The 12,377-nt window shown below is 39.6% G+C and carries 12 protein-coding genes and 2 pseudogenes; 2 read left to right on the top strand and 12 right to left on the bottom strand.

The window, feature by feature from the left end; translation table 11 throughout:
• Positions 1–46 precede the first annotated feature (46 nt).
• The 5 genes from NSS77_RS07330 to NSS77_RS07310 all read right to left on the bottom strand — a co-directional run bounded on the left by NSS77_RS07330 (position 47) and on the right by NSS77_RS07310 (position 3,630).
• Positions 47–766 (bottom strand): YebC/PmpR family DNA-binding transcriptional regulator, encoded by a 720-nt coding sequence (locus tag NSS77_RS07330; RefSeq protein WP_342471008.1) that lies wholly within the window; start codon positions 764–766, stop codon positions 47–49.
• A gap of 127 nt (positions 767–893) precedes the next feature.
• On the bottom strand, positions 894–1,373 hold the full coding sequence (locus NSS77_RS07325) for a low molecular weight protein-tyrosine-phosphatase (protein WP_342471006.1): 480 nt from the start codon (positions 1,371–1,373) through the stop codon (positions 894–896).
• A gap of 43 nt (positions 1,374–1,416) precedes the next feature.
• On the bottom strand, positions 1,417–2,019 hold the full coding sequence (locus tag NSS77_RS07320) for a 1-acyl-sn-glycerol-3-phosphate acyltransferase (RefSeq protein WP_342471005.1): 603 nt from the start codon (positions 2,017–2,019) through the stop codon (positions 1,417–1,419).
• A 70-nt stretch (positions 2,020–2,089) separates the two neighbouring features.
• A complete protein-coding gene (locus tag NSS77_RS07315) occupies positions 2,090–2,935 on the bottom strand; it encodes a putative RNA methyltransferase (protein WP_342471004.1) in 846 nt (281 codons plus the stop codon).
• 26 nt (positions 2,936–2,961) lie between these two features.
• Complete coding sequence (locus NSS77_RS07310) at positions 2,962–3,630, bottom strand: nuclease-related domain-containing protein (RefSeq protein ID WP_342471003.1); 669 nt, start codon at positions 3,628–3,630, stop codon at positions 2,962–2,964.
• 215 nt (positions 3,631–3,845) lie between these two features.
• On the opposite strand from NSS77_RS07310, the gene nagZ reads away from it, so the two are divergent.
• Both nagZ and NSS77_RS07300 read left to right on the top strand, forming a co-directional pair.
• Positions 3,846–5,516: a beta-N-acetylhexosaminidase gene (gene nagZ / locus NSS77_RS07305; RefSeq protein ID WP_342471002.1), complete on the top strand. Its 1,671-nt coding sequence runs from the start codon at positions 3,846–3,848 to the stop codon at positions 5,514–5,516.
• A gap of 120 nt (positions 5,517–5,636) precedes the next feature.
• Positions 5,637–6,080, top strand: a complete 444-nt coding sequence (locus tag NSS77_RS07300) for a hypothetical protein (RefSeq protein WP_342471001.1) — start codon at positions 5,637–5,639, stop codon at positions 6,078–6,080.
• 215 nt (positions 6,081–6,295) lie between these two features.
• On the opposite strand, the gene NSS77_RS07295 is transcribed toward NSS77_RS07300, so the two are convergent.
• The 7 genes and pseudogenes from NSS77_RS07295 to NSS77_RS07265 all read right to left on the bottom strand — a co-directional run bounded on the left by NSS77_RS07295 (position 6,296) and on the right by NSS77_RS07265 (position 12,290).
• Positions 6,296–6,439, bottom strand: coding sequence for a hypothetical protein (locus tag NSS77_RS07295; protein WP_172597779.1), 144 nt, complete (start codon positions 6,437–6,439; stop codon positions 6,296–6,298).
• Between the two features lie 471 nt (positions 6,440–6,910).
• A pseudogene (locus tag NSS77_RS07290) lies at positions 6,911–7,420 on the bottom strand (glycine betaine ABC transporter substrate-binding protein); the annotation flags it as partial.
• A 219-nt stretch (positions 7,421–7,639) separates the two neighbouring features.
• Positions 7,640–8,920: an IS4 family transposase gene (locus NSS77_RS07285; protein WP_342471212.1), complete on the bottom strand. Its 1,281-nt coding sequence runs from the start codon at positions 8,918–8,920 to the stop codon at positions 7,640–7,642.
• Between the two features lie 144 nt (positions 8,921–9,064).
• A pseudogene (locus NSS77_RS07280) lies at positions 9,065–9,436 on the bottom strand (glycine betaine ABC transporter substrate-binding protein); the annotation flags it as partial.
• An 18-nt stretch (positions 9,437–9,454) separates the two neighbouring features.
• Complete coding sequence (locus tag NSS77_RS07275; protein ID WP_342471000.1) at positions 9,455–10,306, bottom strand: proline/glycine betaine ABC transporter permease; 852 nt, start codon at positions 10,304–10,306, stop codon at positions 9,455–9,457.
• Positions 10,299–11,501, bottom strand: a complete 1,203-nt coding sequence (locus tag NSS77_RS07270; protein ID WP_342470999.1) for a glycine betaine/L-proline ABC transporter ATP-binding protein — start codon at positions 11,499–11,501, stop codon at positions 10,299–10,301. The genes NSS77_RS07275 and NSS77_RS07270 overlap by 8 nt, the downstream gene beginning before the upstream one ends.
• Before the next feature lie 153 nt (positions 11,502–11,654).
• Complete coding sequence (locus NSS77_RS07265) at positions 11,655–12,290, bottom strand: GntR family transcriptional regulator (protein ID WP_342470998.1); 636 nt, start codon at positions 12,288–12,290, stop codon at positions 11,655–11,657.
• Between the last annotated feature and the right edge of the window lie 87 nt (positions 12,291–12,377).

Genomic DNA, 12,377 nt, shown 5'->3' with positions numbered 1-12,377 from the left:
GCTAATTTTGTTTGTTGGGAAATATTAATTCCAACATTCAGGAATATTAATCTTCCAAATCCGCATTGTGGTAGACGCGTTGCACATCTTCCAAATCTTCCAACGCATCAATCATTTTTTCGAATTTTGCTTTATCTTCCCCAGTTAATTTTACTTCCGTTTGAGGAATCATTGTAAGTTCGGCTACTGCAAATTCCTCAATTCCCGCCGCTTTGAACGCTTCTTGTGCAGCATGGAACTGATTTGGTTCCGCATAAACAATGGTCATTCCATCTTCCTCAAATACATCCCGTGCATCAATGTCCGCTTCCAATAATATTTCCAACACTTCATCCACGGATTTTCCTTCAATTCCAAATACGGCTGTAGGATCGAACATATAAGAAACGGATCCTGCCACTCCCATGTTTCCGCCGTTTTTCCCGAAAGCGGCACGCACTTCAGATACGGTACGATTCACGTTATTTGTTAAAGCGTCGACAATCACCATTGTTCCGCCTACGCCAAATCCTTCGTAACGCAATTCGTCATAATCTTCTCCGCCCGCACCTTTTGCTTTTTCAATAGCACGGTCAATGATATGTCTCGGTACATTATACGTTTTCGCTCTTTCCAGAACGGCTTTTAACGCCTGGTTCAACTCTGGGTCCGGATCACCTTTTTTCGCAGCTACATAAATTTCCTTACCGAATTTCGCATAAATTCGGCTGGTGTTTTTATCTTTTTCCGCCTTTTTATCTTTAATATTGTTCCATTTACGACCCATTGGATTCACTCTCTTTCCTAGTTTAAGATATCAATTTAATCAGCATTCAATTTATATGACTGTACCATTATACAACATGATTTGTATTATGAAAATAATCCCTACTTGATTTTTCTCCGCAATACCTTTATAATGTTTGGTCCCCAATTTCCATATCTTCTAAAATTTTATTCAATAATGCTTCACATCCATCGGTCACCAATTCATATGTTTCTTGGAAATCGCCTGTATAATATGGATCCGGAACATCCTTTTTGTGTTCTGTCAAATCCAAAAAGCGGAATATTTTAGGATGGTCGGGCTGACCTAACAATCGACGGATATTCCTTACATTGCTTTCATCCATACCGACAATATAATCAAATTTTTCAAAATCCTCTTTTTTCAACTGACGGGCAATGATACCGTCCGTGGGAATGTTATGTTCCCTCAATTTACTTACCGTGCCGTAATGGGGCGGTTCACCGACATGCCAGGAACTTGTACCTGCCGAATCCACTTCTATCTTGCCTTCCAACCCTCTCTTTTTCAACATGTCCCTGAACACCGCTTCAGCCATCGGTGAGCGGCAGATATTCCCCAAGCACACAAATATCACACGTTTCATTACATAACCCCCTTTAAAAAGCACCTTCCGAAGACGGAAAGTGCTATTTCATTTCTATTTTTTGTTTCAGTTCTTCCGTTAGTCTTTGAAACTCTTTCTCCAAAAAAGCGGTATATTCTTCCCTGGCCTCTTTGCCTGCAGGAACTGTAAAAGGCTTTCCATAAATCAAATACGCTTTTTTCCGTTGAAACACTTCTTTCAGATTTTTTGGACCAATATAAGCCGCCGGAACGACTTTCGCTTTTGCAAGTTGCGCAATGGTGATCGCCCCTTGTTTCAATTCGCTATTATTCGTCGTTCGGGTGCCGCTCGGAAAAATACCAACAATTTCCCCTTTTTTCAATAATTGAAGCGGGATTTTAATGACGCTTGGCCCCGGATTGTCACGGTCAACGGGAAAAGCGTTCAACTTCGTAATCAACCATCCCAGACCTTTTATATCAAACAGCTGTTTCTTTGCCATAAAGTGAATTTGTCTGGGATAAATGGAAAGGCCCAGATTCAAAATATCAATATATCCGTTGTGGGTACATGCCAAAACATACCCTTCATCCTTCGGTATATTTTCTTTGCCGAATTCTTTCGCTCTTGAACCGTTCAATGACAGAAACGGCCCCACTATTTTTGCTCCGATATCATATAACACAGCAGATTCCTACCCTTAATCTAGTTTTATTAATCTATTTTAAAAAAAACGTCCTGTTCTTTCAATCGAATCACCGTTGACATTCCCCCACCAGCAATTCCAGATCGATGGTCACTTCATTTAAATCAATCCCTCTTGTTTCCGCATGCCATCCCAATGGCGTCATTTCAATTAATCTTGGAACCAGATCCTTTTCAATCGGCATCTTGTACGTAATCCTTTGTCTTTGCACATAAGGGAATTGCTCATAAAAACGTTTGACGGTCCGTTCATTGGTATAGTTTTCTTTTTCGGAGTCGACAAAAATTTGCTTCCGCAATTCCATCAAATATCCCGATTGGGGAACCACCTTTATGATTTTCCCATCACTTTTCAGCAATCGTTTAAATTCATCGTAATTGGCAGGTGACAAAATATTCAGGATGACATCAAAGGACCGTTCCCGAAAAGGGCTGCTCGCCAAGTCCCCAACACACCAAATTTTCTTTTCATAGTACTTTGCCGCGGTCATAATCCCTTCCTTTGCAATATCGATCCCTACACCAACCGCTTCTTTGTTGTTTAATCGCCCGCAGATTCCCACCAAGTGGGAACCTTCCCCGCAACCGGTATCCAATATGGTTTGAACGGAATCCCCGATGACTTTTGCAATCTGATTATGCAATTCATTGTATAATCCTGCATCTATCACCATTTTTCTCGATTCAAACAAATTTTTCGTATACATGGAACGGACCGGCTTCGTCAAAAAATTGACGTACCCCTGTTTTGCGATGGTAAAGCTATGGCGATTGCCGCAAACCACTTCTCCTTGTTCCAGTACCTCCATTGCTCCGTTGCAAATCGGACAGCTGAAAAGCCTATCATTTTCTTTCATATAATCAATGCTGTTTTGCCGTTTTGAGCGTTTTTCCATTGCCATGTCCTTTCAATTTGTTGATTCTAATGATTTGTAGCATGATTCATATGAAATGAAGTGTTTTGGCCGCCGGTATATTGTTTCAAGGTTTGATAAACCGAATCGATTTCTTGTGCCGACATCTTTTGTTCCGTTCCGGCTTTCCAAAAATGTTTCATTTCATTTATCTTCATGACTGAAACATTGTTTGATTTTACAACGATTTTCTTAAAGGAACAATTGTCCGTAAAAAGAATGACTAAGTGGAACAAATCACTTTTTTCATTCGCGATTTGATCCTGCAAATCAAGGATCGATTTTTTCGTTTCAATAATCGGATTAGCGAATGGTATCAGTTTATTTTTATTATTAGTCGCCTGGGCCCATTGCTCATCCTGTTCCCGTCCATAAATCCAACCGTTTTTTTGTTGGATATTGAAGACGTAAATGCCCGATTCATGGATGACAATGGCATCCAATTTTCTTTTTCCGCCCGATGTTGGAAAGGCCAAGTTTAATAATAATTTATATTCCCCTTGTAAATATTTTAAAGATTGCACTAATAAATATGTATTTTTTATGTGTGGGTTTGTCCAAATATTAAATAAAGAATACCCAGTCATTTTCCTAAATTCACTATTTTCATATGTATACACACGAAAGGCGAATAAGATTCCTATCAAAATGAAAATAGTAAGAAACAAAATTGCCATATTCGTCCCTCCTTATATATTACTCATTATTCTACCAAACACCCCATATGTTGGCTATGTTATCATGAAAACATTCAATACATGTCGAAAATCATTGATATTTCCTTGGAAATATTGTCGATTGAATCTCTTTACACTCTTTCCTTGTCGATTGTTACTTTTCTTTTGTCCATACAACCAATTCAATGAAGAGACAAAAAAGGAGAAAATGATAAATGAAGAAACTGATCATTGCCGTTCTGATACTGATAGTGATTGTTGCTTTGGGCGTTATGTTGACTTTGAATCGAAGCCATAAAACCCCAAATGATGGAGATTCGCCTAAAAACCCGCCATCACAAAACGAGGAACAGACTGCGGAAGAACTCATCCGGCAAATTATGAAAAATGCGGAAGAGGGCAAAGTGTTTCATATCCCGGTTATTGCAGGAAATACGAAATGGGAAGAGGTGGAAAACATTTTGGGTTCACCTGAAAAAACCGAAAAATCGTCCGTTGGTGAATATGCCTACTATCCAGCCCATCATTTGTCCCTTGGATTTGATGGACCACTGGTTTTTGATGTCCGATCCTATGATGAACGGTTATCCGCTATTCATTTGCAAGATATTCTGGATACTTTGGGAGAGCCGGAGAAGGAAACTTACTATGAAGATGGCACGATTTCTCAAATCATTCTGTATTACACCGTAAATAATGATTATTTGATCAAATGGATTTTACAGAAACCGACAACAGCTTCGCCAAATCCTGAAGTTCATCATATTTCCGTCATTACAGCAGATAATCCATCAAAAATCGCGAATGCAGTGGCCAATATGTCATTGGAAGAAAAAATCGGGCAAATGGTTTTTGCCGGCTTTTCCGGAGAACAAACGAACGAACATATCAAACAATTGGTTGTCGAAAGAAAAATTGGCGGCATCATCTTTCTTAAAGAAAACTTAAAATCCAGCCGTCAAATTACTTCATTATTAAATGAAGTCAAAAATTTGAACAGCGGCAATCCATATCCGCTTTTTCTGGGTATCGACCAGGAAGGCGGCAGCATCAATCGGCTCCCGGATGAAGTGGCCGTTTTGCCATCCAATCATTTGATTGGATTAAAGAACAATGCCGCTTACGCCTACGATTTTGGAAGACTGTTGGGAAAACAATTATCCACATTCGGCTTTAACGTGGATTTTGCTCCGGTTTTGGACGTGAACAGCAATCCGAATAATCCGGTCATTGGCAACCGCGCTATCAGCAACGACCCTGAAACAGTATCAAATTTGGGCATTCAAATCATGAAAGGCATACAAGCTGAGAATATTATTTCTGTCATTAAGCATTTTCCCGGCCACGGCGATACTTCCGTCGATTCCCATCTGGCACTTCCTGTAGTAAACAAATCGATGAATGAATTAAAAAAAATGGAATTGCTTCCATTTAAAAACGCAATAGAAAACGGCGCGGATGCGGTAATGATAGCCCATATTTTACTGCCTCAAATCGATCAGCATTATCCTGCATCCATGTCAAAAACGGTCATCACCGATTTATTGAGAAAAAACCTCGGCTTTGACGGAGTTGTCATCACGGATGATCTGACGATGAAAGCCATTACGAACCAATACTCCTTGGAAAAAGCCGCTATATCCTCTGTCAAAGCCGGCAGTGATATCGTATTGATTGCCCATCATGAAGAAAAAATAGCTTCCGTTCTTAACCGGCTTATTTCCGCCGTCGAGCGCGGCGAAATTTCCGAGCAACAAATCAACGAAAGCGTCATTCGGATTCTCCGTCTGAAGGAAAAATATCAGCTAACGCATTCATCGGTGGAATATGCCAGCATTGAAGAATTGAACAAAGAAATTCATACAATTCTTGACAAGTATAATTAATATTTTTTTCTAATTTGTAAATAATAAAGCTAAAATCCAGAATCAATGTAAAAATGTTTATTCAATGTTTCGTTCTCTGGAAACTAGAAATCATCCAATACAAGGACGGAGGTTTTCACTGTGGAAATCATGGATTACAATGCAATTCCGGCCTACTTAGAATCAACGGAGCTGACCTTTGAATTGGAAAGTGTTGGAATATACGAAAACATCATGTTTCCGGTATCAGCGAAGGAAATTTCTCCTCAAGTGGAAGTTCAATATAATGTAGAAGTGGAAAAAAACACTCAAAAAAGCGTCGATAAAGGGCATTCCCCTTGGAGGCTCGATCCTGTTGCAACAACCCAAGTGTTCGTCAGCCTGCAAATTTCGCCAAGCGGCATTGAAGGGGAGTATCCAATTGAACTGAACAATTTAAAATTGCTTCACAGCGATAATGAAGTGGCGATTGTAGAAGTAAATGATCCAGATACAAATATCCATACCGTTTATTTAAAAAGGCTCATTCGGCAAGAGGAATCAGGCATTTGGACCGTAGTTGGATATGATGAAAACGGAAAATGAAAACGGGCTGCCCGGAAAATTCGCTTTCCAGGCAGCCTGCTTATTTTTCATTCACAACAATGAATGCAGAATTCCTTGTATAAGGACCAAACATCCGTGGGGAACTCTCAACCTTCCCAAATAAATATTCTTCCTCCCATAATCGAGTAGGAGGGAGTGATTAACTCCCGTCCTCTCACACCACCGTACGTACGGTTCCGTATACGGCGGTTCAATTAAGATGATTGACGCAAGTCTTTATAACTTCCGTGAATAGCTGTTCTCTTTATGCCAGTGGTCACTCCACCCTCCAAGAGGTCTCCCACGGGATTCACCGCTTCCTTCCTCAAGTGAGGTACTACGTTTTCTGTGTTCATCATGACTCACTGAATGCCAAGGGCTATTCTCTCTTAATTGTTCGGTCCTTCTTAGTAGTTCTAAACCAACTAATACTATGACCTCTGCTGACTTCTGACGGTTCAGCTACTTATCACTAAGTAGGTTATGAAGCGTATTTCACCTATCCGCCAGACCTCCCCGGGTAAGTACATGCACTTTCACACCATCTATCCGCCTCATTTACTCGATATGACCTTCGACAGAAAGAGCTTTGTTTTGTTTGGCAAACTCACTCAATCATACCTAGCCTTATATGAGGTTCGTGTTCCTCGGACCGGTGTTTTGCCTCCAGCTTCCTTCAGATTCCGCGTCACCACGGACACCCTTGCTCTTGGCTAACCTCTACTTCTGTCTTCGGGGTTCGGGACTTACACCCTATAGTTCATGTACATGCCGGGCGCACCAAAAGAGCGAATGAAACGCTTCATCCGCTCTTTTTGAAATTCTTTCCCTTATTTATTTCCTGACGTCCATTCAGCGACTTTTTCCGCATTTTCTTCCACCCATTTGCCCGCTGCTTCTTCCGGACTCATGCCATTCGATATATCAAGCATGACCGCTTCCATATCATCGGTTGTCCAGTGGAACTTGTCCAACACTTGATAAGCTTCCGGCATGTCTTCTTCCAACCCTTTTCTCACAAAGGTATGAATGGATTCTTCCCCGCCAAATACCCCTTTTGGATCATCCAAATATTTCAAATCGTATTTTGCAAATTTCCAGTGAGGCGTCCATCCAGTTACAACAATCTCTTCGTCCTTTTTGATCGCTTCTCCCAAAGCGACCGCCATCGCACCTGATGATGATGGAACCAATTCCCAGTCCTTTAAATTGGCATATTCTTGAAGGGCTCTTTCCGTTGCCTGCATCACACCGGCACCCGATTCGATTCCAGTGATTTGCATATTTGCATGTTTTGATAAATCTTCAATCGAATTGACATCATCCATATAGGATGGAACCCAATGTCAGAAACTTATTCAACCAATAATTTACAGTTAGTAGGCAACCATCTGGCTGTCTACTTTTAAAAATACTATTCAACCTACAAAGTGTTGATAATTTTCTAAAATCGGCTAAAAAAGGCAATAGGATGCCCGGGGCTTAAATTTTTATTTTTTTAAGCCCCTAATTTATTTACATTTAATAAACAAATAGGTTATATTTATCCTATGTTTTGTTTATAGACACCTTTTTTGGTTTAGGGGATACTTTGTTGAGAACAGACCATTCCTTCGTGGGTAGCTTCTCCCAGACCGAATAGGTGTCTTATTTCTTATAATCACTTTCATGATTTTTGTAAACATTCTCTCTCTTTTGATTGGACAATCTTCTAATAATAAGTGAACCATCCTATCCTTTAATTTTCCTATTAAGATATTTGTGTTTACTTGATAATCATGTTTTCGTCTTTTTTTCTTACTCTCCTCATTAATTGTTTCATTGGCATCATTTCTCAATAAACTGACCATATTCGATAAATATATTGATGCATAGAAATCTTGTTCAATTGCGATTTTCGAACTACCCGTGAAATTTTCTATTTCGATTTTATTTTTCACATCATTATATTCTGTTTCAATTCCCCAGCGTTTAAAATAAAGAGATTTAAACTCAGAGATATCAAACTCTTCCTCGGTTAAATTTGTGACAAGTATTTCTTCCGTGCCAGAATCCAGTGGGAATCTAACTACACGAGCAGTAATCACTTGTTTCCTATGTATTATATGAATGTTTTGATCAGCATCTTTCGCTTCGACAATTTCCTTTATCGTATTTTTTTGACATCGCATCACATATTTGATACCAAGGGCATCTAAATAGGCAATAAAATCTCTCGATGGATACCCTCGATCAAATAAAAAAAGATCATTTTTTAATCCAATTTGTACGAGTTCTTCAATCATATCCTTTGCACTATCTCGCTCAGCTACCTTATATGGATTGATTCTAGAAGTAATAATGATTCCATTCTCAAGATCGTAAATACAAGAGGCACTAGCTCTTGCATAACTTGTCTTATGATTTTTTCCATACCCAAAATAATTTCGAAGCTCCTCAGTATCAGGAATTTGGAGCACACTTCCATCGATTGCGCAAAGTCTAAATCCACGATAAGTTTTAAAGGAATTTTCTTCATAATACCAATTCACAATCGCTTTTGTAAGTTTTACAAAAGCGAGAGGAGAAATCTTTTTTCGTGCGGCTGAATAGCCTTGTTTGGAAATACTAATTTCTGATAAATTAAATTTGTCGAAAAAGTCGTCAAGTTCAATTTGGAGGCTCTTTTTAACAAAGTTTAAGCTAAATAGAATAGTATTTTTAAAATTTAACTTCTTTTCTTTTCGTGTAAAATACGTTTCTTTTGTCCGAGATTCAAGCATAAACATCACATCATTCAGCAACTTTCGAGTAATCTCAATTGCCCCTAAAAAAGTACTTTTTGTTTTCAAAAAAACCACCATCCTCGTTTTATTAACCAAAAATTGGCTTCTAAAACGATTTTGGTGTCCTTTTTAAAATTACAAGAGGCTTATTACCTAATTTTATAAAAGTTAAATTAAATATTATTTTCCATTAAATGTAACATTAAGTTGATGACATTGGGATGGAACCACCAATCCGATTTTGGCACCTGTCAAGTTTTCCCCCAAGTCGACAATATCCTCTTTATATTCTTCATATTGGGCACCATGGGTCACCGGTAGCCAAGCCGCTACGGATGCATCGGCTTCCCCATTGGCAACCGCTTCCCACATAATGGCGTTGTCCAATGGTGTCAGTGTTACATCATAACCTAAATCCTCCAACACTTTTCCGATCACATGGGTGGATGCAATTTCCGAATCCCACTCGACATAGGCCAAGTTGATGGCTTTCTCTTCCTTTTTGGAAGTGCCTTCACCCTCATTTCCCCCACATGCGGCCAATAGGAGGCCTATTGCAAAAACAATTAACATGAGCTTCCTTATTTTCATAAAAATCTTCCTCCCTGATCAGTATTTCTTTTTATTCAAGCTTTGCGTTAAACGGTCAATGATAATAGCAAAAATCACCAGACTAATTCCCGCAACAAATCCGTTTCCAACTTGTGCCCTTTGCAATGCGGAAAGCACATCGCGGCCCAATCCAGGTGCACCGATCATCGATGCAATTACGACCATCGATAATGATAAAAGCACCGTTTGATTGATCCCTGCCATAATGGTCGATTTGGCCAATGGAAGTTCCAACTTGAACAGCTTCTGCCATCCCGTGCTTCCATAGGAATCCGCCGCTTCTTCCAGCTCTTTCGGCACTTGGCGAATCCCCAAATTCGTAAATCTTACCGTCGGCGGCAATGCGAATATGACCGATGCAAACACCCCCGGAACGACCCCAATGCCGAAAAAGGCGACAGCCGGAATCAAATATACAAACCCCGGCATGGTTTGCATGAAATCCAAAATCGGTTTAATGATGTTGTCCGCCACTCTGCTTTTTGACATGAAAATGCCAATGGGAATGCCGATCAGAATGGCGATCACACTTGAAAATACCACCAATGTAACGGTGTTCATCAATTCTTTCCAAAGCCCCTGATTATAAATAAACAGCAAACCTACAACCGAAAATACAGCTAAACCAAATTTTTTTTTCGTCGCAAAAAATGCGATGATTGCAACAATCAAGATAAATACAATGGGTGGAATATATAACAATAAATCAGTAAAGGATTCCATTGAATTCTTGCCCGTTTTTTGAATGAAACTGAACATGGATGCAAAATTTTCCGTCAGCCAATCCATCAACGTTTCAATCCAATCGGCAATCGGGAGTGAAGGAATCGAATCCAACATTTTATTCATCGTCAACACCTCCACTTCCGTTCGATGAAGATAATGCTTCAATCACGACGCCTCTTATCAATACGCCCAAGAGTTTGCCGTCCTTTACAACAGCGATCGGAGTCGGAGAATCGGAAATCGGACCTAATACATCTTGGATCAACGTATCTGGTGAAACGGTCAACATATCTTGCCTCAATATTCCATGAAGATGCTTTTCACCCCGTTTTGAAGCTTCGTGAGCATCACTAGCTGTAATATAACCTTTGAAATTTCTTTGCTTATCAACAGCCAAAATGACGCTCACTTTTTCCTCCCTCATCAGCTGTAAAGCGACTTTTGGACCGTCCGTTTCAATATTGATGGACACAGGCCGTATCATGGCGTTTTCCACCGTCAACACTTTTGAACGATCCACATCTTCCGTGAAGCTTCGAACATAATCGTTTGCCGGATTTGTCAATATTTCTTCTCCTGTTCCAATTTGGATGATTTGTCCATCCTTCATCAATGCAATGCGATCCCCTATTCTAAGAGCTTCATTTAAGTCGTGGGTAATAAAGACAATCGTCTTTTTCATTTTTTGTTGCAGTTCTAACAATTCATCCTGCATTTCTTTCCGAATGAGTGGATCGAGAGCAGAAAAAGCTTCATCCATCAATAATATGTCTGGATCATTTGCAAGGGCTCTTGCAAGACCGACCCTCTGTTGCATACCGCCTGACAATTGACTTGGATACTGGTCCTTATAAGCCAATAAACCGGCATTGTCTAAAGCCTTTTCTGCTTTCAATCGTCTTTCCTCTTTTGGTACTCCCTTCACTTCGAGGCCATATTCCGTATTTTGCAAAATCGTTCGATGGGGAAATAAACCGAAGTTCTGGAATACCATGCTCATTTTCTCTCTCCGGATGTTTCTCAATTCCTTCTTATTCAGTTTCGATATATTTTGACCATCGATATAGATGTTCCCGCTTGTAGGATCAATCAACCGGTTTAACAAACGGATCAATGTCGACTTACCGCTTCCGGAAAGTCCCATGATGACAAATATCTCACCTTCATTCACCGTGAAATTTGCATCGTACACTCCGATTGTCGCACCGGTTTCGTTCAATATTTCCGTCTTGCTCTTTTTCTGTTTTACAAGTTTTAGAGCAGCATTTACATGTTTTCCGAATATTTTCGTCACATGTTCCACTTTAATTTTTTCCATGTTCATCACCTCTCAGCAAACCAGCTACCGGAAAAAGTAACAACTCTATGATAACAATAAGTTGTTACTTTAGTCAAATTATCAATCTCAAAAACTGCAAAAAAATAATAGAAAAGGCTCACAAAAGCTCGAAATTGCTTTTGTAAGCCTTTTTTAATTAGGAAACAGAAATTTTTGAACCCTTTCCAAGCATTCATCATTACCAATGAAATAAATTACATCATCCATCTCGATGGTCGCATAGGGGCCTGGGGAAATAATCAATTCTTCCCCTCTGCGGATACCGACAATGGTTGCCATTGTGTGGTGCCAAAAGTTGATTTCTCCAATGGTCTTGGACAAGTGCGGAGAATCCCCTTTTATTTCAATATGGAAAGGAACAAAAGGATTGATTGAACGAAATCGTTCCGTACGGCTGACCAATCTTTCGGTAATCTCTTTCAAATTTTCAAGTTCTTTCTTTTGCCGATTGATGCTTTCAAACATCTCCAACTGAATTTGATGAATGGATTCTACATCCAAAAATTGTTTTATAAAATTTGCCGCTTTTTCGTAAGACTTGATGACAACACCGCTGCCCTTTGTCGCTTCCACAATCTCCAAATCCTGAAGAACAGCGATTGCTCTTCTTGCCGTCTCCGCTGAAACCCCGTACTGGCTGGCAAGGGAAGATCTGGCGTAAATTTTTTCACCAATGGTATATTTGCCTTCTACAATTTTGGAGGCGATATCGGCGGCAATCTTTTGATATTTTGGCTGCTTCACAATTTTTAAATCTTTATTTTCCATTTTCGACAACCTTTCATTCCTTCACTACAAATTTAAATATAATCCATGCTGAATTTTGTAGCCAGTTTTTCTTCATTATTTTGATTT

This window comes from Ureibacillus sp. FSL K6-3587, assembly GCF_038593165.1.
GTDB classification, from domain to species: Bacteria; Bacillota; Bacilli; order Bacillales_A; family Planococcaceae; genus Ureibacillus; species Ureibacillus suwonensis.
The sequence above is the reverse complement of the archived record's forward strand: the minus strand, read 5'-3'. Positions and strand labels throughout refer to the sequence as shown.

Coding starts and splice junctions, on each gene's coding strand:
- NSS77_RS07330 (WP_342471008.1), bottom strand. CDS start 766: ATGGGTCGTAAATGGAACAATATTAAAGATAAAAAGGCGGAAAAAGAT.
- NSS77_RS07275 (WP_342471000.1), bottom strand. CDS start 10,306: ATGAATAAAATGTTGGATTCGATTCCTTCACTCCCGATTGCCGATTGG.
- nagZ (WP_342471002.1), top strand. CDS start 3,846: ATGAAGAAACTGATCATTGCCGTTCTGATACTGATAGTGATTGTTGCT.
- NSS77_RS07315 (WP_342471004.1), bottom strand. CDS start 2,935: ATGGAAAAACGCTCAAAACGGCAAAACAGCATTGATTATATGAAAGAA.
- NSS77_RS07325 (WP_342471006.1), bottom strand. CDS start 1,373: ATGAAACGTGTGATATTTGTGTGCTTGGGGAATATCTGCCGCTCACCG.
- NSS77_RS07310 (WP_342471003.1), bottom strand. CDS start 3,630: ATGGCAATTTTGTTTCTTACTATTTTCATTTTGATAGGAATCTTATTC.
- NSS77_RS07265 (WP_342470998.1), bottom strand. CDS start 12,290: ATGGAAAATAAAGATTTAAAAATTGTGAAGCAGCCAAAATATCAAAAG.
- NSS77_RS07270 (WP_342470999.1), bottom strand. CDS start 11,501: ATGGAAAAAATTAAAGTGGAACATGTGACGAAAATATTCGGAAAACAT.
- NSS77_RS07295 (WP_172597779.1), bottom strand. CDS start 6,439: ATGATGAACACAGAAAACGTAGTACCTCACTTGAGGAAGGAAGCGGTG.